The sequence below is a fragment of the Cytobacillus mangrovibacter genome, assembly GCF_042865275.1.
Taxonomy (GTDB): domain Bacteria; phylum Bacillota; class Bacilli; order Bacillales; family Cytobacillaceae; genus Cytobacillus; species Cytobacillus mangrovibacter.
This window is the reverse complement of the sequence record NZ_JBIACJ010000007.1, coordinates 45,612-68,770: the sequence shown is the minus strand read 5'-3', so window position 1 is coordinate 68,770 and position 23,159 is coordinate 45,612. Positions and strand designations below refer to the sequence as shown.

General features: G+C 36.7%; 25 protein-coding genes. 6 read left to right on the top strand and 19 right to left on the bottom strand.

Annotation, left to right across the window (positions count from 1 at the left end; translation table 11 throughout):
* Positions 1-59: 59 nt before the first annotated feature.
* The 7 genes from ACFYKT_RS13830 to ACFYKT_RS13800 all read right to left on the bottom strand — a co-directional run bounded on the left by ACFYKT_RS13830 (position 60) and on the right by ACFYKT_RS13800 (position 6,108).
* Positions 60-1,211, bottom strand: a complete 1,152-nt coding sequence (locus tag ACFYKT_RS13830; protein ID WP_389220565.1) for a thiolase family protein — start codon at positions 1,209-1,211, stop codon at positions 60-62.
* Between the two features lie 14 nt (positions 1,212-1,225).
* A complete protein-coding gene (locus tag ACFYKT_RS13825) occupies positions 1,226-2,371 on the bottom strand; it encodes an acyl-CoA dehydrogenase family protein (RefSeq protein WP_389220562.1) in 1,146 nt (381 codons plus the stop codon).
* Between the two features lie 142 nt (positions 2,372-2,513).
* Complete coding sequence (locus ACFYKT_RS13820) at positions 2,514-2,921, bottom strand: hypothetical protein (RefSeq protein ID WP_389220559.1); 408 nt, start codon at positions 2,919-2,921, stop codon at positions 2,514-2,516.
* A 240-nt stretch (positions 2,922-3,161) separates the two neighbouring features.
* Positions 3,162-4,625 carry an Msr family ABC-F type ribosomal protection protein gene (locus ACFYKT_RS13815; RefSeq protein ID WP_389220556.1) on the bottom strand — a complete coding sequence of 488 codons (1,464 nt, stop codon included), beginning with the start codon at positions 4,623-4,625 and terminating at the stop codon, positions 3,162-3,164.
* A gap of 297 nt (positions 4,626-4,922) precedes the next feature.
* Positions 4,923-4,967, bottom strand: coding sequence for an erythromycin resistance leader peptide (locus ACFYKT_RS13810; protein WP_389221185.1), 45 nt, complete (start codon positions 4,965-4,967; stop codon positions 4,923-4,925).
* 128 nt (positions 4,968-5,095) lie between these two features.
* Positions 5,096-5,836, bottom strand: coding sequence for an SDR family NAD(P)-dependent oxidoreductase (locus ACFYKT_RS13805; protein ID WP_389220553.1), 741 nt, complete (start codon positions 5,834-5,836; stop codon positions 5,096-5,098).
* An 89-nt stretch (positions 5,837-5,925) separates the two neighbouring features.
* A complete protein-coding gene (locus ACFYKT_RS13800; protein ID WP_389220550.1) occupies positions 5,926-6,108 on the bottom strand; it encodes a hypothetical protein in 183 nt (60 codons plus the stop codon).
* Positions 6,109-6,235: 127 nt separating this feature from the next.
* Here ACFYKT_RS13800 and ACFYKT_RS13795 point away from each other — a divergent pair, with 127 nt between their 5' ends.
* Positions 6,236-6,670: a DUF2975 domain-containing protein gene (locus tag ACFYKT_RS13795; RefSeq protein WP_389220547.1), complete on the top strand. Its 435-nt coding sequence runs from the start codon at positions 6,236-6,238 to the stop codon at positions 6,668-6,670.
* A gap of 80 nt (positions 6,671-6,750) precedes the next feature.
* On the top strand, positions 6,751-7,302 hold the full coding sequence (locus ACFYKT_RS13790; protein WP_389220544.1) for a DUF5412 family protein: 552 nt from the start codon (positions 6,751-6,753) through the stop codon (positions 7,300-7,302).
* A 105-nt stretch (positions 7,303-7,407) separates the two neighbouring features.
* Here ACFYKT_RS13790 and ACFYKT_RS13785 read toward each other — a convergent pair whose 3' ends face one another.
* A complete protein-coding gene (locus tag ACFYKT_RS13785) occupies positions 7,408-8,487 on the bottom strand; it encodes a metallophosphoesterase (RefSeq protein WP_389220541.1) in 1,080 nt (359 codons plus the stop codon).
* A gap of 257 nt (positions 8,488-8,744) precedes the next feature.
* Between ACFYKT_RS13785 and ACFYKT_RS13780 the strand changes: the two genes are divergently transcribed.
* A complete protein-coding gene (locus tag ACFYKT_RS13780) occupies positions 8,745-9,302 on the top strand; it encodes a cysteine hydrolase family protein (RefSeq protein ID WP_389220538.1) in 558 nt (185 codons plus the stop codon).
* A gap of 248 nt (positions 9,303-9,550) precedes the next feature.
* Here the strand turns inward: ACFYKT_RS13780 and ACFYKT_RS13775 are convergent, their stop codons facing one another.
* From ACFYKT_RS13775 to ACFYKT_RS13745, 7 genes are all read right to left on the bottom strand, one after another.
* Positions 9,551-10,684 carry a tetratricopeptide repeat protein gene (locus ACFYKT_RS13775; protein WP_389220535.1) on the bottom strand — a complete coding sequence of 378 codons (1,134 nt, stop codon included), beginning with the start codon at positions 10,682-10,684 and terminating at the stop codon, positions 9,551-9,553.
* Positions 10,685-10,801: 117 nt separating this feature from the next.
* Positions 10,802-12,628, bottom strand: a complete 1,827-nt coding sequence (locus tag ACFYKT_RS13770; RefSeq protein WP_389220532.1) for a hypothetical protein — start codon at positions 12,626-12,628, stop codon at positions 10,802-10,804.
* Between the two features lie 67 nt (positions 12,629-12,695).
* Positions 12,696-13,391, bottom strand: a complete 696-nt coding sequence (locus tag ACFYKT_RS13765; protein WP_389220529.1) for a DUF2711 family protein — start codon at positions 13,389-13,391, stop codon at positions 12,696-12,698.
* A gap of 623 nt (positions 13,392-14,014) precedes the next feature.
* On the bottom strand, positions 14,015-14,161 hold the full coding sequence (locus tag ACFYKT_RS13760) for a hypothetical protein (RefSeq protein WP_389220526.1): 147 nt from the start codon (positions 14,159-14,161) through the stop codon (positions 14,015-14,017).
* Positions 14,162-14,294: 133 nt separating this feature from the next.
* Positions 14,295-14,837, bottom strand: a complete 543-nt coding sequence (locus ACFYKT_RS13755) for a D-lyxose/D-mannose family sugar isomerase (protein WP_389220523.1) — start codon at positions 14,835-14,837, stop codon at positions 14,295-14,297.
* A 182-nt stretch (positions 14,838-15,019) separates the two neighbouring features.
* Entirely contained in the window at positions 15,020-15,472 is a 453-nt protein-coding gene (locus ACFYKT_RS13750; RefSeq protein WP_389220520.1) for an SRPBCC family protein, read from the bottom strand.
* Complete coding sequence (locus ACFYKT_RS13745) at positions 15,469-15,813, bottom strand: MerR family transcriptional regulator (RefSeq protein ID WP_389220517.1); 345 nt, start codon at positions 15,811-15,813, stop codon at positions 15,469-15,471. The genes ACFYKT_RS13750 and ACFYKT_RS13745 overlap by 4 nt, the downstream gene beginning before the upstream one ends.
* Positions 15,814-16,104: 291 nt before the next feature.
* Between ACFYKT_RS13745 and ACFYKT_RS13740 the strand changes: the two genes are divergently transcribed.
* A complete protein-coding gene (locus ACFYKT_RS13740; RefSeq protein ID WP_389220514.1) occupies positions 16,105-16,545 on the top strand; it encodes a cell wall hydrolase in 441 nt (146 codons plus the stop codon).
* Positions 16,546-16,803: 258 nt separating this feature from the next.
* Here the strand turns inward: ACFYKT_RS13740 and ACFYKT_RS13735 are convergent, their stop codons facing one another.
* A complete protein-coding gene (locus tag ACFYKT_RS13735; protein ID WP_389220511.1) occupies positions 16,804-18,414 on the bottom strand; it encodes an ABC transporter permease in 1,611 nt (536 codons plus the stop codon).
* Positions 18,414-19,328: an ABC transporter ATP-binding protein gene (locus tag ACFYKT_RS13730; RefSeq protein WP_389220508.1), complete on the bottom strand. Its 915-nt coding sequence runs from the start codon at positions 19,326-19,328 to the stop codon at positions 18,414-18,416. The genes ACFYKT_RS13735 and ACFYKT_RS13730 overlap by 1 nt, the downstream gene beginning before the upstream one ends.
* A 144-nt stretch (positions 19,329-19,472) precedes the next feature.
* Here ACFYKT_RS13730 and ACFYKT_RS13725 point away from each other — a divergent pair, with 144 nt between their 5' ends.
* A complete protein-coding gene (locus ACFYKT_RS13725; protein WP_389220505.1) occupies positions 19,473-20,057 on the top strand; it encodes a TetR/AcrR family transcriptional regulator in 585 nt (194 codons plus the stop codon).
* A 195-nt stretch (positions 20,058-20,252) separates the two neighbouring features.
* Here ACFYKT_RS13725 and ACFYKT_RS13720 read toward each other — a convergent pair whose 3' ends face one another.
* Positions 20,253-21,524: a flavin monoamine oxidase family protein gene (locus tag ACFYKT_RS13720; protein ID WP_389220503.1), complete on the bottom strand. Its 1,272-nt coding sequence runs from the start codon at positions 21,522-21,524 to the stop codon at positions 20,253-20,255.
* A 154-nt stretch (positions 21,525-21,678) separates the two neighbouring features.
* On the opposite strand from ACFYKT_RS13720, the gene ACFYKT_RS13715 reads away from it, so the two are divergent.
* Positions 21,679-22,341 carry a DUF3885 domain-containing protein gene (locus ACFYKT_RS13715; protein ID WP_389220500.1) on the top strand — a complete coding sequence of 221 codons (663 nt, stop codon included), beginning with the start codon at positions 21,679-21,681 and terminating at the stop codon, positions 22,339-22,341.
* A 56-nt stretch (positions 22,342-22,397) separates the two neighbouring features.
* On the opposite strand, the gene ACFYKT_RS13710 is transcribed toward ACFYKT_RS13715, so the two are convergent.
* Complete coding sequence (locus tag ACFYKT_RS13710) at positions 22,398-23,105, bottom strand: DNA alkylation repair protein (RefSeq protein ID WP_389220497.1); 708 nt, start codon at positions 23,103-23,105, stop codon at positions 22,398-22,400.
* Between the last annotated feature and the right edge of the window lie 54 nt (positions 23,106-23,159).

Genomic DNA, 23,159 nt, shown 5'->3' with positions numbered 1-23,159 from the left:
TTAACCTCCTTTTATTGGGAGGGAGCCCCATTTTGAGAATACGGCTCCCGTTTTGAACTTTAGGCTAATCGCTCAATAATTGTTGCATTAGCCATTCCATGACCTTCACACATCGTTTGCAGGCCATAGCGGCCACCTGTACGCTCCAGCTCATGCATCATCGTAACCATTAGGCGAGCACCACTGCCTCCAAGCGGGTGGCCAAGTGCAATCGCTCCGCCATTTGGATTCAGCTTTGCTGGATCAGCACCCGTTTCCTTCAACCAAGCAAGCGGTACTGGTGCAAACGCTTCATTAACTTCAAAAATATCAATCTCATCGATTGTCAAACCCGCTTTCTTTAACACTTTTTCCGTTGCTGGAATCGGACCAGTAAGCATAAGTGTCGGATCAGAGCCAATGACAGACCTTGCAAGGATTCGAAATCTTGGTTTTAGTCCTAATTCCTCTGCCTTCTCGCGTGACATGATTAATAGGGCAGCAGCACCATCACTGATTTGACTTGCGTTTCCAGCATGAATGACGCCATCTTCCTTAAAGACTGTTCTCAAGCTTCCAAGCGTTTCAACTGATGTCTCCTTACGCGGACCAGCGTCTTCTGATACCGTGATTGTTTGGCCGTCGGGTAGTGTCACTTCAATCGGTGCTATTTCTTTTGTAAAATGGCCTTCTGCCTGTGCTTTTAATGCTTTTTGGTGACTTTCATATGAGTATTGATCTAAATCCTCACGAGTAAATCCATATTTTTCGGCAATTCTTTCTGCAGACAATCCCTGATGAATAATCTCATGCTGACTTGTTAATTTCTCACTAAAGGAAACACCTTGATAGCTGGAACCAATCGGCACCCGTGACATATTTTCGACACCACCGGCAATCACTACATCCATATCCCCAGCAAGAATCGCTTGTGCTGCAAAATGAACAGCCTGCTGGCTTGACCCACATTGACGGTCGATGGTCGTGCCAGGAACTTCGATCGGAAAGCCAGCGATAAGTGCAGCTACTCTAGCAATATCCCCACTCTGCTCGCCAATCTGTGACACACAGCCCATGATAACATCATCAACAATTGCAGGGTCAATTCCTGCCCTATTGACTAATGCTTTTAGTGCTTCGGCCGCAAGATCATCAGCACGGAAATCCTTGAAATACCCATTCCTTCTCCCTACTGGGGTTCGAACACCTTCGACAATAACTGCTTCATGCATATTTATCTCCCTTTCTACAAGCCCATGTTTTTTGCGATAATCACTTTCATAATTTCATTCGTTCCTGCATAAATGCTTGCGACGGGAATGTCCCGGTACCTTCTAGCAATCTCGTACTCTTCCATATAGCCGTAGCCGCCATATAGCTGCATACAGTCTGTAGCAATTTCCCTTGCATTCTCTGTTAATTTCCACTTCGCCATCGACACTTTCGTGACAACATCCTTCCCTTGCATATGCTCGGTAATCAACTGATCAAGAAATACTCTTCCCATTTCAATATTTGTTGCCATTTCCGCTATCTTAAATTGGGTATTTTGGAAGCGGCTAATTGATTTTCCAAAGGCTTCTCTGCTTTTCACATATTCGATCGTTTGTTGGAGCATTTCTTCAGCTGCTACTTGGGCAGCAATAGCGACAAGAAGACGTTCCTGCTGCAATTTTTCCATTAAATAAAGAAATCCTTTGCCTTCGTCACCAATTAAGTTCTCCTTTGGGACCATACAATCTTCAAAAATCAATTCAGCTGTATCCTGACAATGAAGTCCGACTTTATTCAGCTTTCTTCCCCTAGAAAATCCAGGTGTTCCCCGTTCAATCGCAAGCAAGCTAATGCCTTTATGTGCTGGAACTGCACTAGGATTTGTTTTACATGCGACGATAATTAAATCAGAATGGATGCCATTTGTGATAAAGGTCTTTTGACCATTAACAATGTAATGGTCACCTTCAAGTCTTGCCGTCGTTTTGATGCCTGCTAAATCAGAACCAGCCCCAGGCTCGGTCATTGCAATCGCTGTGATCATTTCTCCTGTTGTACAGTGGGGAAGCCACTTCTGTTTCTGCTCTTCGGTTCCGTAAGCGGTTATGTATGGTATGACAATATCATTATGCAATCCAATTCCAACAAGGCCGGAGCCAACACGTTCCAGCTCTTCATTAATAACAACCGCAAAGCCCCAATCGACCTCACTTCCGCCATATTGTTCATCAATCGTTGGGCAAAGATAGCCTTGCTCCCCCATCTTCTTCCAAAATGCCCGAGGAATCATTCTGTCTTCTTCCCACTGTTCATAATACGGATAGGCTTCCTTTTCTAAAAACTTGCGCAGTGATTTACGAAATATTTCATGCTCATCTTTTATGTAAGGTGCTGACATAGGGATTCTCCTTTCTAATATTAGTTTATTGAATATTTTAACTAATAATCTTCTTTTCTATTGTACCTTATTTATTGTTTTTTGAACATTTAGAATTCATTTCCTGTAAAAATACTAAAGGTAGTTTCAAGAATGAAACTACCTATTCCTTATATACACTATTTATTAAGAAGTATCCTGCTACCATCGCACCTAATTGAGTGCTTATATCCATTGTGAGACCGAGATTGATTAAAAATTCCAAAATATGATAGGAAAAAGGAACAAACCAAAAAAATGCAATAATAAGCATTGGCAAACTAATCAATACAAGCTTACCCCAATTCATTTTCCATCTTCCACTTTTCTTGATTTGCTCAATAAAGCTTGGAATTCCTAGATATATACCGATGGGGATATTCAATAGAATCATATATATTACCCAAGGATACATTTTGAATGTCTCTTTAAATATATTCTCAAAGTGCAGCTGAAGCTTGCTAATAAATATCAGTAAGATCACAAAACCCAAAGTATAAGCAAAATAGCCTAAACTTTTCTTCAATTTCATTTGACAACCACCTCCACTACTGATATTAACATAATATTCAGATATTTATATATAGGAACCTGCAATGAGCATGCTTACTTACTGCCAACTCTTTTACCTTCAATTGACTTTAGGTTGTAAAAATATAGCAATCATTTCATTTTATTTAATAAGCTGCTTATTTATGTGTTAAACAGATAAAGGACTGACTTCAGTCAGTCCTTTACGTTATACCATTTTACAACAAGCGAATCATCTGAGTTATCTTCTTAATTTAAGCGTTTGTTCTTCAATAACGTACACATGATCGGCCACACGCTCAATAAACATGCGATCGTGTGACACTAATAAAACAGTCCCTTGATAAGCATCTAGAAATCTTTCTAATGCGTTAATACAGTCTACATCCAAAAAGTTTGTCGGTTCATCTAACACAAGTACATTGTATCTTCCAAGAAAGAGTTGACACAAAATAAGTCGAATCGCTTCTCCACCGCTTAACTCCCTTACATCCTTTCGCATGTCATTCCCTTTGAAGTTCATCGCATGGAGCACAGCACGTATTTTGCTTTCTTCATAGTCACTCCTATTTTTCATGTATGAAAGAACCGTTTCCGCTTTCTCAAATTGGTAATCCATCTGCTCGTATGCGCCAAACACGACCTTAGGAGATAGGATAATCCTTTCACCTTGTTTTAAAATATGCTTAAGAAGGGTTGACTTTCCAGAGCCATTATTCCCTGTAATTGCAATGGTTGCACCTAAAGGAAATTGAAAATTTGTTTCCTTAAGCAGTGTTTTCTCACCAATAGAAAGTGTTAAACTGTCTGCCATAATTGGAAACTTGTTATGCAGCTGAAGAGCCGTTGGTTGATGAAAATGAAGGGATCTTTCTTGATCTGGAGCATCTACTGCCTCAAGCTGTTCAACTCGTTGTTCCATTACTTTAGCTGCACGTTGCATTGATTTCTGACTTGTATCCTTTGATTTTGTCATGAATGTTTTATTCGGTTTTGCATTCGCCTCCCTTTTCGACATTTGTTTACTTGCTTGGGTTACTTTGTCAGCTTTCTTCCTTTTTTCCTCAGCGGCCTTCAGCAAGCGACTTTTTTCCTTTACATACTTTTCATGCTGTTCTTGCTGCTGTATTTTCTCTAATTCCTTTTGGGCGACATAGTCCGAATAATTCCCTGTATACTCGGTTATCTTTCCATCCGCCACTTCCCAAATTTTTGTCACAAGCTGATCCAATACGTATCGATCATGACTGACAAGAACAAGAGCCCCGTAGTAATACCTGAGTTCCTCAATGAGATAATCCGTTCCTGAGGCATCTAAATGTGTGGTTGGTTCATCGATTAACAGCCCCTCATGATAGGTTGAAAACAGCTGGGCTAATTTCATTCGTGTTTGTTCCCCGCCACTTAATTGCTCAATATTCGTTTGAGGCACAGATAGTTTTCCAAGTAATTCATAATCTACTTCACTTTCAACCGGCTTTGTCGTTTGCTCGAAATAACCAAAGTCAACAAGCCGATTCACTTGCCCTTTGTTCGGTCGAATGCTTCCATTCATCACTTTCAACAAGGTGCTTTTCCCACCGCCGTTCTTCCCAACAAGACCGATACGATCGAATTGATACACCGATAATTTTGGAATTTCTAACACCACTTGATCTAAAAACGATACTTCTATATCTTTAAGTTCTAAACATAATTGTTCCATTATTTGTTTCCCCCTGTTTTTTAAAATAAAAAAATCACAGGCAATCTGCCTGTGATTCAGAGTAAACGGGAGCGAAACCAATCCGATCGATGAAAGTGATCGTCAAAAATAACGATCACAAACAAACCTACATTTGCAAAAAACAAACATAGACAGATTTAGACAAAAATAAAGAAAGACAGAACGATCCGCCTTTCTACAAATAACATATTTCTATGTGAAATGAAGAATATTAAAAAAGGACAGACTGATCCCGTTTACTCCGCAAACACAAGCAGAGCCTTTGAACGTATGAAATTACGAGTTCAAAGTTGGGAAACGAAGTCTCATCGAATGTGTCATTTTTTAATAATCCTCCTTAAATGTAAAATTCAATACATATTATAAAGGGAAATATGTAATTCGTCAAACTCCAATTCTACTAATATTGAAACACTTAAACCATCATGTACACTCCCATTAATAATTGTTTATTTTAGCATCCCACCATCCACATTCAGAACATGGCCATTCACAAAATCGGATTCATCTGATGCTAAAAATAAATAGGCATTGGCAATGTCTAACGGGGTTCCTAATCGAGGACTTGGAGTAATCATTTTTATTTGCATCAGCTGCATATCAGGAATCGTTTTGATCATATCGGTTTCAATAAATCCTGGCGCCACCGCATTTACATTGATTCCTTTCTTCCCAAGCTCTTTTGCCCATGTTTTTGTAAGTCCGATGACACCTGCTTTTGCAGCAGAATAGTTCGACTGCCCAATATTCCCACCTACCCCAGAAATCGAAGAGGTGTTAATAATTTTTCCTTTTCCCCGCTCTAACATATAAGGGAGCGCTGCTTGCGCACAATGAAAAACGCCTGTAAGATTGACATCAATTACTTTTTGAAAGTCTTGTACACTCATTTTTCTTAGTGTTTTATCTCTCGTAATCCCAGCATTATTGATCAATATATCAATCCCATTAAAATGGTCCATTACGGCTTGAACCATTTGATCAACACTTTCCCTATCGGAAACATCCGCTTGAAAAAACTTAATATGATCCCATTTTTCTTGAAGCTCTCTTTCCTGCAATAAACCAGCTTCCTCATTAAAATCTACTAATGCAACATGTGCTCCTTCTCTAGCAAATAGCTTAACCGCCTCTAAACCAATTCCACTAGCTCCTCCAGTAATGATGGCTATTTTGTCTTTTAATCTCATACAATCACCCTTTAATCAAAGTCAGAATTATCACACTCTACCATTGTACCACATGAGTGAATAGCCATTCATATTTTTTTCGTATAATCTTAATTCGCACATGCTTTAAATAATATAATAATCCCAACAATAATGATGATTGATAACAGATTAACTAAGCATCCACCATCTGGAGAACCTGTCATTGCTCTAGTAATTGCACTATTCAAAACACCCGTTGGATTTTTCTGTTGCTCTTTTGCCTGTAGTCTTTCCCGTTCTTCCTTTGACATTTTCACCACACATCCAATCTCAAGATATACTTAACAATAATAATTCTGTATAAATCAATAATATTTTATTGTTATTCGATAAATTTTGTATTATACTATTTCCAAGAAAAGTAAAGTGAGGTGCATTATGAAACGAGGAACAACCATCTTTTTGAAGCTGGCCGTTTTTATTATTGGGCTTATTATACTTCTCTTGTGCATTTTTTGGTTGCCGCAAATGGCAGGAAGTGCAGCGGAATTAAATCCCGAATTTGCCTATCTGAAATATCCTATTCTTATAGGTTTATATTTTACAGTGATCCCATTTTACTTTGCTCTTTACCAGTCATTAAAGCTAGTCAGTTATATCGAAAGCAGGAATACCTTTTCTGAATTAGCCACTTTGTCATTAAAACATATCAAGCGTTGTGCATTAATAATCATTTTCACATATATAATCGGCATTATATTTCTGCTATCACAAAGTGCTTTACACCCAGGAATCGCTCTAATTGGGGTAGGAATCATTTGTGCGGCTTTTGTTGTTTCCCGCTTAGCAGGTTTTCTTCAGGAGACTTTTTAAGGGTGCTGTAATAAAAAAGAACAGATAATGATTATATTAACTAGCAATCTAAGGGACCCGATTAAATGGGAGGAAAAATGATGTATATTCATTTGGTTGGCTTCTTCATTCTTCTATTAACAATTTTTGTATTTTTTACTTTTCTTGTTAAGCTACTTACTTCCCTAATCTTTAAAAAAACATTTCCTATGAAAATGATGTTTGCTGCATTGACTGGTCTGATTTTAACAATTGCAATATATGGATATAATCAATACTTTTTCACATTCAATCATCTTGGAGGTGAATTTTACAAAGGCCCTGTTGATTCCCCAACAAAGAAATACATAGCTAATGCATATTATATGACCTATGGCGGTGCTGTCGGCGGGGTAAATGTGTGGGTTGAGATTACATACAATGATAAGAAAAACAAAAAGAAAATCATCTATTATAGTGATGCAAAATCAAATTTTTCGATGAAGTGGACGAATGAAGACACACTTTCTATTATTAATGAAGATTATGAAATCCCAAGTTCCAATAGAAGCATAGAATTGGATGTTGAGAAAGAAATTTATCATGATCGCGGTCTAGCCTGCCAAAGCTTGCTAATGAAAAAGGAATATGAAACCTGCTATCATGGGAAATAGCAGAAATGCTTGGATAAAGCTTTATTAATCCAAGCATTTTTGTATATCCATACAAATGATATGAATAGTGAAAAATAATACGATACCATCTGGAACTTCATTCTTTTATTTAAAGGTGACATTAATGACCATGACCTCAGATTGACTGCCAATTCTTAAAGGAGGACCCCAAAGGCCGAATCCTGATGTAGTGAAAGAATGCAGCTGCTCTTTATGTAGATAGCCCCAATCATTTTCAAACATCCTTTGTGTAATTAAATGGGCTGGTGCCAACTGTCCTCTATGCGTATGACCAGAGAAAATCATATCCGCACCGTTCTCCTGTGCAACTGTAATTTCTTTCGGCTGATGGTCTAGAATGATAACTGGTTTACTTTTATCCACCTTTTTCATTAATTCCTCAATTGATTTTCGATTATGATCTGAAGCATCTTTTCGACCAATTATAGTCAATTCATCTTCTACGATCATAATTTCGTCCCTCAAAAACGGAATTCCGATCTTTTCAAGCTCATCCTTTAATTGCGAATTATGTCCACCGTAATAATCATGATTTCCTGGAACCGCATATACTCCATAAGGTGCTTTTATTTTCGCCATCGTTTCAGAAAGTTTATTTTCAACATACGCAGTAATATCATCGTTAATAATATCACCAGGCAGGAGCACAATGTCTGGTTTTACTTCATCTACTATTTTTACAAGTTTTTCAATATGACTATTCCCAACGACTGTTCCAATATGCAAATCCGCTGCCATTAGAATCTTCAGATCTTTTTTCGATTCGCCTAGAGGCTTATCGACTGAAACCGCATATTCTCGTACAACTGGTGTCCAAGCGTTGTATGAACCATAAATAAATACGAATACAAAAAAAGCGATAACTGTTATGCCAATGCCAATCTTCCATTTCTTTTTTGTTATAAAATAGATCAGGTTAGCGAGCGGCAATAGTATAATGCTGTATCCGACAATAACTAACCAATAGCCACCGATCATTTCTAAAATGGCGGAATTCACTCTAAATGCAATAAAGAATGACACCGAGAGAAAGAAAACAATCAAAATATACAGTTTTTTATACTTAAATGAAAAAGCGGAAACTAGCCATCTCCAACCATTGTATCCTATGTAGAAACAGAGACTAAAATAGATGGCCAAAAACACGATGAAAAATAAATACATATGTCGACTCCTTTATGAAAAAGATCTAAATACCCTTAATTTATAATGTTATACCATTTGACCTATACGTCAAACAAATTGCATTTCCTCTGCATTCAGGCTTTATAAAAGCTTCATAGCTATCAATTTCTCCGCTTTTACCTGATTTCGGGCACTATGAACGGTTTATGGCTAGTAATTTTATACGAAAAAAGGATTGTCCTCCCTCACTGTCGAAAAAGAAACTGTTAAATTATGAAAGAAAAGGGGTTTTGCGTTTGAAACAAGCTTTACTAGTCATTGATGCACAGCAGGAACTTATTGATGGGAATGAAAATGAAGCAAGTGTTTTCGAGAAAAATACACTGCTAAATAATATTAACACTGTTATTCAAAAAGCATTGGTTGCCAATGCTTTAGTTGTCTTCATCAGGGATAAGGATGTCGCTGACGGTCAGGGCGATGGTTTTCAAATCCATCAGGAAATTAACGTACCACCAGACGCTACGATATTTGATAAAAAAGCGACAAACTCTTTTTATGGAACCCCATTATTAGACTTTCTTAAGGAACAGCAGGTTGAACATCTTGTAATGATGGGTTGTAAGACAGAACATTGTATTGATACCGCAGTCAGAACAGCAACGGTTAATTACTTTGATGTCACATTAGTTGGAGATGGACATTCAACAACAGATTCTGTACCTTTGACTGCCGAACAGATTATCCATCATCACAATCGAATCCTTAATGGTCATTATAATGTCGATCATTTCTCTGATGTTAGAAACTCTGATGAAGACCTGTTTAGTCCAAATCATAATAATTATCGATGAGCCTATATCTATATTTAGCAATTTAAAAATTCTGTTCTGGCAGTATGTTTTTTGAATGTAAAAAAAATGCCGAAAATATGCAAGTTATGAATAAGAACTTGTATATTTTCGGCTAATATGTAATTTTGGACGAATAAACTAATCATTTAATCCCTTGCCATCAAGAATTTGCGGGATATATTTTATTGGTTAATCAACACTAATGTTAGTTATTTATATAATCCTCGTGTTCCTTTATCAAGTAACCTTTAGCGGATATGAGCTTTTTCATTCGTTAGTTTTACAAATTTATTTTCATAGAAACGTTTCTTCTTTTTGTTCCCGATATTTTCAAAAAATAAAATTGTATCCCCAAGGGCACCTGCCAATAACTCCTGATCATTTGTTTTTTCCAGCTGTTCAATTGCTTTTTCATAATGGATGGCTGCAAGTAATTTATCTGATTGCTCTTTATGTTCCATGGAATAAGCGTATTGCATATAAATCATTCCAAACTCCCTTGCAGAGTAATTAAGTATCTTTGGATAAATGGCGATTGCCTTTTCATAATAGGGGATTGCCTCATCAAATTGGGTTTGTTCAAAATAATTATACGCCATCTCCGTATAAGCCTCAGCATGTACCCGCTTACTAACAAGGGAAGAACTCTCAATCATAGAAATTGCCTCTTTCAAATAGGAGTATGCTTGTTCATACTCATTTTTTCTTCCATATATTTTTGCTATACTTACAAGGCAGTTCATTTTAATTTCTAAATTCGTTTCATTTGCAAGTTCTAGCGTTTTTTGCAAATGAACAATGGCTTCATCCGTTTCATTAATAATAGAATGGAGCGCTCCCAGTTTAAAATGAAGAAAGAGAACATTCTGGTTGTCTTGTTCTTCCTGCATATAGTTTAAGCCCCGCTTATAATATTTGATTGCCCGAACATACTTTTCTAAATGTTCCTCCGCTTCCCCCAGCACTAGATAGGTAAATGCTGCTTTCGTCTTGTCAACTGGTTCTTGGCTTTCTATTTGGCTCACAGCATCTGACATGATTTTCCGAACAAGTTTATAGTCACACATGAATGCTAAATTTCCATATAAAATTAAGTCATCAATTGATTGATTCTCGGATTCTTCATACATATTCCTAATCATCACTGCAGCCTGCTTACTTTCACCTATTTGTGAATGACAAGCAGCTTCAATTAATGATAGAATCCTCGCTAACTCTTTATTAATTTTATGGTTTTCCCGAAATCCTTTAATTTTTGACAAAACATTTAAAAAGGTGCCGCGTTTGAATGCATCTACAATACCATCTAACTCCGTTTTGTTATCCTCATTTAAATATTCTTTAATACTTTCTTCTAAATTAAAAATATCCGTTGTTGACATACTTTTGCTCCTAACTTTTCCTTTTTACTATCAGTGTAGCCATACAACAGATGATATAAAATCAAATTTTTAAAAGGATCTCTTTCACATGAAAATAGCAACCGTCACCATTACTGCTTATTTAGTCAATAAATATTTTGCTAGTTGACGATCTTCTTTATCTTTTGTCGTCGTTGCGATATGTTGAATTGCTGCCAGTATAGCAGGATTTTTCCAACTGGTCGGTGACCATTCATCTAAAACAGTTAGTGAATAGTATTGTAAACTTCCATCATTGGATTCAAGTGCTGCTTGAATCAATGGAAGTCCTACACCTTCAAACTCATGTAGGCTCTGAACAATATACTGTAAACAAGATTGCTCTTCATAGGAAAAATTAGTTAACGATAAATGTAATTCTGCAAATTGACAGAGCTCTTCAATATACGAGCGATTATTTGTACCCATTATGACAAAATATAGTGCATCGTTTAACGGATATTTTTCTAATAACACAAATAATTGCTTGGTGACATCTAATTCGAAAAAACGGACAATTTCAAGTGCATGATAATCGTAATCATGATTAATTACATTCATCGCCAGATCTGCCCATTTTCGATCCTTTATTAACGGTTCAATTGCTTCTAGAATGGTATTACGCTCATGGTGCCTCCAATTATTTAGGAAACGTTCTTCCCATACTTCTGAATCAACATTGATATATTCATTGATTTTTAATAATACATAAAAATTGTCCATTGTTTTACAATGTGTACTTGAATGGTAAACAAAGCGCGAAAGAATCAAACCAGCATCTGAATAATCATCCATTCCTTCGGTGGACATATCATGGAGGAGCCCTTCAATAATGAGACCTGCTCCATCGTACAACTCTTTTGAAATAGTATTCTCGTAAAGAACTTCATCCAGTTCTCCCTTTTCTGCACACACATAAGCTAAATATGCAAGACTTATGCTACTTTCACAGCCTTTTGTTCGAAACCAATGCTTTATTTCTTCTGACGGTGCATCTAATTGTTTAACAGCTGCAACCTTTCCCCAGCCATGGACAGATTGAGCAAGTCGCCAAATTTCGTTATTGCTCTCCTTTATGCCATTTTTCAATGCAAAAAGGACATACGCAGTAAATTCTTCATGCAATCCAATTGTGAATAGTAATTCTTTATATTTCTCACAATCCGTACAACCTAGCACAATAATAGAGAATTTCACAACTTCTCTATGAGCAGCATGCTCTAATAGCCATAGAGCCTCATTCTGTAAGAGTGTTTCTTCCAGTTGAGCCTGAAGTAAAAGCTCTATAAACTCGTTGGTATAGATGGCCATTTGATCAAATATTATTTTTTCGTAGGTTGCTTTTCTTGTTTTGTTGTTAGGATTTTCGATTTGTTCCTTAAAAAGCTTCAATAGCTTTTTCGCATAAAATGGAGTAGGAACCTTATCTATCAAAAGGTCGGAAAAGCCAGGACTCAATTTCGGCTGATTTTCATCATACACATATACGTCGTCTGGCATAGATTCGTCTATAATTTTATGATGAATTTGCACTTGCTGCTGAAGAAAAGGAACAATTTTTTCTTTGTGATTCCAAGGTAACATCTCAAGCTGCTGTGAATCATCCAAAATCGTTTCCTTGTCTATTTTGACAATACAGTTCAAATTTCGGTAGCCACCAAGTTTTACGAACACATGATGCTTATGTCCATTCTCTAACTCTATCGTTCCTGACATTTTCGAAAAAGGGATCATATGTGAAAGAATATTGTTTCGTTTTTTCGAAGCAACTGTTACACCATCAATGATCAACTGCTCCTCTTTCATTTGGAAAACAATTTTAATCGAATGACCCTTATAATCCACTATCCATGTTCGATTCACTTCTTTTTCTACATCTCTTATTGCATTACGTATTTCTTTCTTTAATTCATCTTTGAAACCCATACTGCACTCCTTTTCTGTATACTATTATACTAATGTTAATTCTAAATTATAGAATTAACACAACGAATTAAGGTACACACCAGTAAATCTCCGTTTTTTCAGTACAAAAAAACCCTTCCAATCCACATAAGTCAACCAAGTATTTTACCGTATCTCTATTTGAACATAATAAAGAAAAGTGACTATCCCAATGAGTGGTTATTAATATACTACTATCATGTGTGAAAAGGTTTTTTCGTTCGCCCAGTACATTGTTATCAGAAATCAAATCATCTATATACTCTAATTTTCTTTCAGTACAAAATTCATCTCCGAGCCATATCCAATCATGACCAATTGTTTTTATACTTTTTAGCAAATGATTCATAACAAACTCTGGAAAAAAACCTTCAGTAGGTTGAATAATCCTCTCTTTTTCACATGTTTCTAGTATTAACCTAGCAGATTGTACATCCTGATATTCCTTTTTCAATCCCAAAATAATTGTTCTTAGCCCAGTATCTAACTGTTTAAGACTATCCACCCCCGCTAAAGACTGGAATTTTTCCCATGTAATCATTTCACAATTATCCCTAATTTCATTTTTACTGGGATATGTATTTGGATTAAATAAGTCATAATCAATTGTTTTTGGTTTAATAAAGGGGTGAAAGAAAATATAGACTTCTTCAAATACACCTTTATAAAACTCCTTAATTGGGATGTCTGCGCGGGCACAAATTGCATATCTATGTGGTTCAGGTAGCACCCTTACTTTAGTCATAAGTTCCACCTTCCTCTCTAAAATAATCGTTTACAAATATTATTTGCTTGTCTTTAAATGTTAGAAAATTACTTTAAAATTAGGCTCTGTTATTCTTCATTGCTGATTTTCGTGTATGTATGAGAATTTACACACGGAGGATTTCTGCCTAGAAAGCTAAAGAAGTAAAATATAAGCGGAATAATTCCGGTTAATGTAAAAAAGAAAGCGGAAAAAGTGAAGATAAGATGAGAAATACCGGTTAACTGCTTTAAATAAGACAAAATCCATCCATTTGGACAATATAAGCGGAAAAAATCCGCTAATATTTAAGGAAATAGAGGTATTTCCTAATAAAGCCGGAATTTCTTCGCTTATTTATCAATCATTGTAAAATCAACATTCAGTTTTAATAGAGTCTAAAATTAAGTGAGTCAATTTCATAATTCGATCTTTAAAGAAACACAGACGTACAGAATTTAATGTCTGTGCAAAATTTTAAAGCGGCTTGGCTTTGATTTAGAATACGTTTCTCATAAGCTGAGCCTCTTTTTACGACAAAGGACCTTGGTTAGGGGTCTACACATCGCTGAAGCTCAAACAGTTCTCACTTGTTGCCATTACTTAAATAAGTTCCAGCTGAATTAGAACAGCCTCTTTTCTATTAAACGGTTAACCATCCTTCTGACAGGAAGTGTTATTAAATAATCTGCCGCTCCTAATCCGTCAATCACCCCATTGACTGGTACATTATTAAATAAATTCTCCTTATTCATTTGGACATTTTTCATCATTTTCCTGCTCATTAATTGTTTATGCTAAAAATAGAATAGGAGAACAATCAAAAGCCTTGCAGAAAATAATCTACAAGGCGCTTTTATTAGAATAAATAGCTGTGCTGCTCAACACAAAAAAATTCTAATTTTATTCAACAACCGGTATTCTCATAATTTCTTCATCTGTAAAAATATCATTTTCATCTGTACTTTTAGTAGAAAACTCAGATACAATAGCCCCTTCTTCCCCAGCTTGGAACCAATGGAGTGTATTAGGGTGCAATGTGTACTGCTCCCCTGGGTTAAGAATGATTTCATTCCATACTGTAAATGTATCTAATTTATCATTTGGAACAACTGCCTTCGGTTGGTCAACTTTCGGTCCCGGCACATATAAGTAAACGGTTCCATAACGGCATCTAAATGTTTCCTCTTTTCCTGGTGACGTACCTACAGGAGGGTGCAAATGCTCTGGACAAGTCTGTCTTGGAAGAAGCACTAAGTCCTTCGCACAGCAACGTTCCGTATTTATATATTCAATTAACTGCAAGCCAATTTCTCTAATACGATTAAGACCAAAATCTGCTATTTCTAGTCTCTCAACCTCTTGTTCTGTTAAGATAATTTGATTTTTTTGAAAGAATGCTAACGTCTCTGCTTTAATTTTGTCATACTCTATACGCGATATCATCTTTACGCCTCCTATTTGGGGACTGAGGGACAGGTTCCTTGTCCCACCTTCCTCTTTTTCCCATAGATTACAACAATTAAAGGATCGATTGCAACTCTTCCATCACATGTAATCGAGTTTGATTTTTCGATGCTTCAATATCTAAAGAATGATTTTGTTTTCCTCGTATAACAATTCACCTTCTAAACTCGTAAAGCTTCTTCTTCAACCTTTTCCATAAACTCTTTTACTACTTTATTATTGCTTTTCTCGCTGCCTAGCTTTAGCATTGCTCTTCCTACGAAATTAACACCTTTGTTTTGCCCCTCATAAATGAATTTCGTGTGTGTTTCATCGATTTTAACTAATATAAAAGTAAGGGAAATTTCAAAAGCTTTTCCTAAAACAAATCTTATTTGCTTCTGTTTTTTGTTTACATGGTCTTCATATGCCAATGTTTCTACAATGTAGGTTTCCAGGCGCTTTCCTTCTCGATATGTTTGCTGATGCTTTGCTCCAACTTGCTCTTCTGTCTTTTCAATTAATATATGTTCCTCCACTTTAGGCATAATTTTCTTGATGTTTTTATCAAAAAATAAATGCCAAATCTTTTCAATATTTGTTTTAATAATCACTTCTTCTTTCCACTGAATCACTCGTCTTCCTCCTTCCCAGATTCAAGAAAATCATCAATTTCTTCCATTTGAAGCAAAAGATCTTCTATCTGAGTTTGAATTTTAATTCTTTTTTGTATTAATAAACCCTCTAGATTTTCAAATGACTCATCTTCCATCACAGATAACATTTCCTGAATAGTAAAGCCCAACCTTCTTAACTTTACTAGGAGGATTGCCAAAAAGTAACTTCCATCATCATAGTAGCGATAGTTATTATTAGGATCAATGTAAGCTGGCTCAAGTAATTTAACTTCTGCATAGTATCGTAAAGTTTCTTTACTTAAACCAGTCATATTAGAAAAATCACTAATCTTATACATACTGTCCTCCCACCAATAGGATAAACTGTGGGGTGCACCACAGGGTCAATATTTATTTTTATCCTTTAATTTTAAGTGTAAAGAGAACTAATAAACAAATAATTAATTAAACATAATTAGGACCATGCTAAAACAGCAGCTGTTCCCGCGATAGGAAGCGCTGCTGTTTATAAAACTATATCAATACCTGTTTTCCCGAAACAACAGAACCGTCCCCACTTATCTTCTAGAAACAATTCTTATCATTTTTGCAGGATTTCTTTATACAATATTACTTAGAGGTGATAATAAATGGCAAGAGTTAAATATACCGACAGTGATGTTGCGTTAATGGCAAGGATGATGAGAGCAGAGGCCGAAGGGGAAGGAAAACTTGGGATGCTTATGGTTGGTAATGTAATTGTAAATCGGTTAAAAGCGAATTGTCTGGATTTTAAAGGTTTGACCTCCGTACCACATGTAATCTTTCAAATACAAGGAGGAAATTATTCTTTTGAAGCAGTACAAAAAGGGAATGTATTTTATAACAGAGCAAGGAGTGTGGAAAAGAAATTAGCCAAACAAACCTTGGACTATTGGTGGGATCATCCTTCTAAACACGCGCTTTGGTATTTTAATCCGTATGCTCCGTGTCCACCGACATGGTATGATCAGCCATTTACTGGCCAATATAAGCAGCATTGTTATTATGAACCAAAGGCTAATACATGTGAAGGCGCTTATAGATGGTAAAATGGACTCCTCAAACTATATGAACTACAGAAAAAAAACAGGATTCATTGTAAGGATTATAGTGAACAAGGAAACTGTTCCTTGTTCACTTCTCCCAACTTTTTTTGTACAGCTTAAAAGTAGATAAAAAAATGAGCACAATGATTATACAATCGTATTTCAATTAGGCTATTATCTCCTTTTAAGTAAATACGCAGAAGTTGATTTCAGCTCTCTGTGGCTCAGCAATCCAGAGTGATGAGTGCTAAGCCACCTTTCTTATCCAGCAATATCTCGCTTATTATAGCCAGTAAAGCCAATCACAGATAATCCTATGGCAATCAATGTTAAAACTGCCATCTCCATGAGATTCATGTCATCTATTGGGATTTGTGGGATATAGCCAAATACCGATAAGTCATTCATCCATTCAGGAAAGTCAAGCAAATCACCAAGATAGACGACAACAAAGCAATAGACGACGTATAGCCAAACCAATCCAGTAAGCTTTGGAACAGCCCCAACTAATAAAATAGTTAATGCAACGACCACCCATATCGCTGGTAAATAAACATATGCAGATGAGAAAGTAGTCACAAATGATAATGGCTCATCCATTACCGACCCACTAACCAACCATAGCCCTAGTGCAACTAGTGATTGCATGATCAAGCTTACAACAACAGCGAAAAGGAAATGACTTCCTAACACACGCGTTCGTGATACAGCACGACTGTAAAAGTTTTCTGTAAGATTCTTCGTTTCTTCCCCTTTTAGTTTCAATACGACCATCACTGCTGGAATGAGGCTGATTAAAGACATAATTGCCATTAACAGCGTAATAAACTGCTCAGTCAGCGTATAATCTGACTCTGCTTCAATAAACGCTTCCATAAATTCAATATCAGCAAAATACATTTCTAAATCACCTAGGATCGCTCCAAATGAGCTACTTAAAGCAAATAAACCAATTGCCCATGCAATCACATTCGTTCGCTGTAACCGGAAAGTTAATCCAAGTGATGTTTGTAAAAAGGCTGAAGCATTTTTTCTCCCTTTTCTTTCTGCTATGAATCCAGATCCTAAATCACGAATGGATTGTAAATAAAGAGCCACAAGTCCAACTACAAGTGCAAAGACTAATGAGACGAAAACTGGCCACCAATCATTATTTGCAAATACGCCCGTTCTAACCGTCCAGCCTAGCGGTGATAGCCATGATAATGCCTCACTGCTTACATCTCCCATTGCTCGTATAAGGTAAGCAATAATTAAAGCCATAAAAGAAAACATCGTTGTTCCTCTTGATGTTTCCGAAGCTTGCGCAAAAACGGCTGTTAAGGCAGCAAATACAAGGCCTGCTGCACCAAGGTTAGCACCATATAAGAAAGAACCTTCAACATCCATCCCATCTATTCCAAGGGAAGTCAATCCAACCCCTATTAAAATAGCAAGTAATATATTTGTAGCTACAATCACAATCATTGTCGCACACGCATAAGACAAACGGCCAACAGAAAGAGCACGAATCATTTCAATCCGGCCATCTTCCTCATCCGCACGTGTTGCCCTTCCTACAAGTAAAATACTCATGATTGCTACCGCAATGGCTGTAAAGAGGAGCATTTCATTGGAAAACATCGCACCGACTGAGTTTACATATTCATCGATTTCATATCCAGGTCCAAGCATGGCAATCATCGCTGGATTATCCATCGTGAAGGAAGCTGCCTGCCTTGATTGTTCATCCTTATAAATACCTGGATAAGCAGCAGCAACAGACAAGGTAATGACAATTAAGCTAATTAACCAAACAAGGATTTTAAATCGTTGCTGTCTAAAAATGAATCCTGTTAATGTCTTCGTCCCTTTAAAATATTGCGTACCCATTACAAAGTACCCTCCACTCTAGATTTAGAGTGCTCTGCTCCTTGATAATGTTGCATAAATAAATTTTCTAGTGTAGGTGGAGCACTTTCTAGTTTCACGATGCCAAACCCAGCGATATAACGAATAACAGCATCCATTTCATCTGTATCCACTTGGAATGTAAGCTCGGAATCTTTCTTTTCTATATTGTGAATGCCTTTTTGTTCTTTTAGTGAAGGGATTGGTTCTTTCGTTTGAATCGTTAAATTCGTACGAGTCAAATGACGCAGTTCATCTAAAGTTCCTGTTTCAATCATTTTTCCTTGACGGATAATACCTACTCGATCACATAATTTTTCTACCTCTGATAAAATATGACTGGATAAGAGAACACTTTTACCTGCTCTTTTTGCCTCCAGTACACATTCCTGAAAGATATGCTCCATCAATGGATCCAATCCTGATGTCGGCTCATCCAAAATAAAAAGATCAGCATCTGAGGCAAATGCAGCGATTAACGCAACCTTTTGACGGTTTCCTTTCGAATACGTTCTGCTCTTTTTCGTTGGATCGAAATTGAACCTCTCGATTAACTCTTCACGCTTTCCTTTATTTGTACTGCCATTCATTTTCATGAAAAGGTCGATCACTTCGCCACCAGATAACGTCGGCCATAGATTCACATCACCAGGCACGTAAGCAATCTGCTTATGAATATCAACCGCATCAGACCATACATCTTTTCCAAAAATCTTAGCCTCTCCTTTTGTCGCCTTTAACATGCCAAGTAATATACGAATCGTCGTTGATTTCCCTGCTCCATTCGGCCCAATGAAACCATAGACTTCCCCTTCATTTACTTCCATATTTACACCATCTAAGGCAGTAAACTTACCAAATTTTTTCGTTAAATGGGTTGCATTTAAAATGGCCACTTTACATTCTCCCCTCTAATTTATGAAATATTTTTATCTATATAGTTCATAATATACAAAAGCAAGCTTCTCTTCAATAGTTTATGAACTATTTTTATTGTTCTATTACATATTTTTTATTAAACTAACAATGAGGTGAAAGAAATGGATGGTTTTGAAAAACGTAGGGAGCAAAAGAAAAAAGACATATTGACAGCTGCATTAGCCTTATTCATTGAATACGGAATCCAAAAGGTATCCATTGCGGAAATAGCGAAAAAGGCAAATGTATCTCAAGTCACCATCTATAATTACTTTGAAAGCAAAGATAATTTAGCCAAGTGTGTGTTTAAGTTTTATGTCGATCAAGTATGGGATGAACAAAAGAAGTTCCTTGAAAGTGACCTTCCATTTAATGAAAAAATAACAAAGCTGATGTTTGAAAAAGGGGCCATTATCAATCAAATAAGTGAAAAGTTTCTTCAGGATTTTATGAAGGATTATGCCAGTGGACAAAGTTATGTTGAAGAATTATATATAAATGATGCCCTACCGCTCTTTATCGAGTTTTTTAATAAAGGGAGGGCACAAGGCTATATTGATTCATCTATATCAAATGAAGCCATTTTGCTATATTTAAAGATGTTTCAGGAATCTATGCAACGCGATGATTTTGGCAAAATGACACTTCCAATGGCAGAGGAGCTAACGAAGCTTTTCTTTTACGGTATAGCTGGAAAAGGGGACTAAAAAGTGTGACAGTTGCCTGTGCTTAAGCCTATCTTGGACAAAAAACTAATTTATTGGCCGCTCTTATCGGTTTATTGGTCAAAAAACGAATATATTCGCCGTCGCCATCGGTTTATTGGACAAAACGATAATTATGTTCGCCATTCTCATTATTTTGGGACGAGGGACTAGTTCACATTTCCCCGTCCCACATATTTACCTCCCATCGATTGCTTCTAAAATGCAATTAGCAGCATATTTTCCTGAACGGACGGCCCCTTCCATAAAGTGAGGGAAGCTATGTGCGATCTCACTGCTCGAAAAAATAAGCTTATGATAAGCTTCTCTCAATAAATCAGCTGCATTATATAATCCGCCATAATGAATTTTGGCACTATAACCACCGCCACAGTATGGGTCTTCCACCCATATTCTTTCTTCAGCATCTACATAATTGCGTGCCTTTTCACCAAATACATCTATTAAGAGCCTTAGAGCAAATTCTAATCTTTGAGCCTTATCCCTTTTTGCCAGCATCTTCGCTATGTCCGCACCAATAAACATCGTCAAGCGGCTCTCTTCCTCTGCTTTCGAAGAATCAACAACTGCAATTCCTTCTGGGTTTGTATAAATAACCCCTTTTAGCCGCTTAACCTTTTCTTCAACCAAGTATCGATGCCAAAAAGCCTTTTCATACACCCAAGTAATTTTAATAATTGCTCCGTCCGTGTAGCTGTTTAGTGCTTCTTGGAAATGGCTCTTCAGGTTGGGACTATATACTATCCGGCTTGCTGCTGTTGGTGGAATAGCCACGATAACAGCATTTGCTTTATACTCATTTTTAACGGAACGGACCGAATACCCCTTATCTGTTTCGAATACCTCCTTGACCGGTTCATTATAAACAATCCTGTCTTGTGAAATTCCTTCTAAATAGAGGATCAGATTACTTAATGGCCCAGATGCTTGATGTGTTAAGTCACTTTTCTTTGATAAATATCGCTCACTTGAATCGACTACTGCCTTACTGCTTAAATATTTTGGGTTAATATTCAGCAGTTCTGAATGGTAGCTTCTAATAATTTTTATTAAATGATTATCTTTAATCCGTTTTTCGTATAGATTAGACAATCGCTCATCCTTTGCTTTCATTTCAGCATTTAATTCTTTTTGTATATCATTTAAAAAACGATCAACTGCTTTTTTCGTTATTTCATCGATTTCAACTGAATTCTCCGTTATATCGGTTCGTTTGATCTCCATTCCAGCTGCCTTTATAAGACCTGTCATTTCGGTCATATCTTCATTTACAAATTGAGCACCAAGTTCAAAATAACGATCCATACGTTCACTAGATAATACTTTCCCTCCTGCCCGTGAGGCAGCTTCTATTATTTTGAAATTGACACCTTTTTCATTCAAAACTTTAGCTGCCGATAATCCAGCTAGCCCAGCTCCAATAATAATGACATCGTAATGTTCGTGCATTGTTTCACCCTTATTCAAGGTCCCTTCCAGCCATCAACTAAAAACAAGCAGTTTGTATTTCATCCATTTAATAAATAAAATAATTACTATCACATGTCCTTATTATTTTTACAAAGTAAACAATTATTAATCATCAATTATTTGGAGGCTTCGTATGAATAACCTTTTGTCCCAATTTATGAATGAAAGCTTTGACAGTCTAACGCTTAGACCGCCCCTCTTCTACTTATGGAAATACGGGATTCGTTTTGAAATTTCGATGCCTTGGGCAGAACATGAGGATAAAAATAATCTTAAGCAAATGGAGGAAAGAATGAAGGGAATTTTTAATGAAGTTTTTAATGAAAGAGATGAAATGCTCCTAATTACCGACATTCACTGTGAAAGGAATGACACCTTCTTGCAAAACAGACCAACAAAGGTCTATCAAAAATACATAAAGGAAAAAAGTTTAAGGTACACACTACAGCATAAGATGTTGCCGAGTGTCTTCTTAGAGGATGAGGAGGATGAAGATATGGTTACACACCGATTTGTTCTCCCTTGCCGAAAGACGGACATACGCTATCAACCGCTTTTAACGGCTATTAGTTATGAAGATTTTCCACACCCATCTCGAATCTTAAAGGGTTTTCCCAGAAATGGAATAGATATTTATTTTATAAATATTACTAGAAAAATGATTTACCACCTCTACGATGATCGAGGCTGTGACGTGATCGCCTCAAATAAAGAGGAATTACGCCCCCTTTATGAGAAATTCAATGATTGGATATTAGATTATGACCGCGAACGGATTAATCAATTATTCGTCTAATTAAAAAGAATCCATTTTGAAAAAATTGATCAAAATGGATTCTTTATTGTTGAATGCTAACACCTTACATATTTGCGTTTAAAACCAAGCTTCCCACGATCGATTTCCTTTTGAATATTTTCGGATGCAAGAAGAATGCTGTTTTTTTTCTTCTCCCGCTTGATTTCGACTGGACCTACTGCCTTTGCCGTTTCAACCGCCTTATCATGAAGTGGAACATATGAAATTGCGACTGTGTAAATAAAATTATTCATGGAAGATTTTGTTCGCTCTGGTGAATCATGAATCGTCTTTTCTGCCAGTTCAAGCATACCGGCGAGCTTGCTTGCATTAAATTCATTATCTTTTCGATTACCTAATAACCAGCAGTAACAGCTCCAGCCTGCCGACATTTTAAGCTCGTCACCGCTTGCGATCCATTTATCAGCAACAGCTTGCGCAATTGCAGTTTCTGCTAGAGTTACAGCAACCACATAATCAGACAGCATATAAAAGTATGCCCCATCAATCCAACGCTCAAAATCCTCTTCCGTCATAATCATTGGGTCTGCAATAACACCAGCAAAATACATAGCATCATAGTTTCCAGTGGCGTATAGCTGCTCAGCTAAAGGCTGATTTTTCTTGATGATCTTTGCCATCGGCTTCATTGCTCCTGTCGCCACCCCAAAAAGCGGCTCCTGTGCCCCATTGCCCATGTACATCTTTTTCAGCCGTTCCTTGCCTAGTGATTCCAGTTCCTGCATAACCGTTTCGAAATCCATCGTTTTACACTTCCATTCTTAAATGAAGTAACATTGATTCATTTATTCTCATCG

Excerpts from the sequence above, each read along its gene's own strand:
- ACFYKT_RS13830 (WP_389220565.1), bottom strand. The coding sequence starts at position 1,211 with ATGCATGAAGCAGTTATTGTCGAAGGTGTTCGAACCCCAGTAGGGAGA.
- ACFYKT_RS13825 (WP_389220562.1), bottom strand. The coding sequence starts at position 2,371 with ATGTCAGCACCTTACATAAAAGATGAGCATGAAATATTTCGTAAATCA.
- ACFYKT_RS13820 (WP_389220559.1), bottom strand. The coding sequence starts at position 2,921 with ATGAAATTGAAGAAAAGTTTAGGCTATTTTGCTTATACTTTGGGTTTT.
- ACFYKT_RS13815 (WP_389220556.1), bottom strand. The coding sequence starts at position 4,625 with ATGGAACAATTATGTTTAGAACTTAAAGATATAGAAGTATCGTTTTTA.
- ACFYKT_RS13805 (WP_389220553.1), bottom strand. The coding sequence starts at position 5,836 with ATGAGATTAAAAGACAAAATAGCCATCATTACTGGAGGAGCTAGTGGA.
- ACFYKT_RS13800 (WP_389220550.1), bottom strand. The coding sequence starts at position 6,108 with ATGTCAAAGGAAGAACGGGAAAGACTACAGGCAAAAGAGCAACAGAAA.
- ACFYKT_RS13795 (WP_389220547.1), top strand. The coding sequence starts at position 6,236 with ATGAAACGAGGAACAACCATCTTTTTGAAGCTGGCCGTTTTTATTATT.
- ACFYKT_RS13790 (WP_389220544.1), top strand. The coding sequence starts at position 6,751 with ATGTATATTCATTTGGTTGGCTTCTTCATTCTTCTATTAACAATTTTT.
- ACFYKT_RS13785 (WP_389220541.1), bottom strand. The coding sequence starts at position 8,487 with ATGTATTTATTTTTCATCGTGTTTTTGGCCATCTATTTTAGTCTCTGT.
- ACFYKT_RS13775 (WP_389220535.1), bottom strand. The coding sequence starts at position 10,684 with ATGTCAACAACGGATATTTTTAATTTAGAAGAAAGTATTAAAGAATAT.
- ACFYKT_RS13770 (WP_389220532.1), bottom strand. The coding sequence starts at position 12,628 with ATGGGTTTCAAAGATGAATTAAAGAAAGAAATACGTAATGCAATAAGA.
- ACFYKT_RS13765 (WP_389220529.1), bottom strand. The coding sequence starts at position 13,391 with ATGACTAAAGTAAGGGTGCTACCTGAACCACATAGATATGCAATTTGT.
- ACFYKT_RS13760 (WP_389220526.1), bottom strand. The coding sequence starts at position 14,161 with ATGAAAAATGTCCAAATGAATAAGGAGAATTTATTTAATAATGTACCA.
- ACFYKT_RS13755 (WP_389220523.1), bottom strand. The coding sequence starts at position 14,837 with ATGATATCGCGTATAGAGTATGACAAAATTAAAGCAGAGACGTTAGCA.
- ACFYKT_RS13745 (WP_389220517.1), bottom strand. The coding sequence starts at position 15,813 with ATGTATAAGATTAGTGATTTTTCTAATATGACTGGTTTAAGTAAAGAA.
- ACFYKT_RS13740 (WP_389220514.1), top strand. The coding sequence starts at position 16,105 with ATGGCAAGAGTTAAATATACCGACAGTGATGTTGCGTTAATGGCAAGG.
- ACFYKT_RS13735 (WP_389220511.1), bottom strand. The coding sequence starts at position 18,414 with ATGGGTACGCAATATTTTAAAGGGACGAAGACATTAACAGGATTCATT.
- ACFYKT_RS13725 (WP_389220505.1), top strand. The coding sequence starts at position 19,473 with ATGGATGGTTTTGAAAAACGTAGGGAGCAAAAGAAAAAAGACATATTG.
- ACFYKT_RS13720 (WP_389220503.1), bottom strand. The coding sequence starts at position 21,524 with ATGCACGAACATTACGATGTCATTATTATTGGAGCTGGGCTAGCTGGA.
- ACFYKT_RS13715 (WP_389220500.1), top strand. The coding sequence starts at position 21,679 with ATGAATAACCTTTTGTCCCAATTTATGAATGAAAGCTTTGACAGTCTA.
- ACFYKT_RS13710 (WP_389220497.1), bottom strand. The coding sequence starts at position 23,105 with ATGGATTTCGAAACGGTTATGCAGGAACTGGAATCACTAGGCAAGGAA.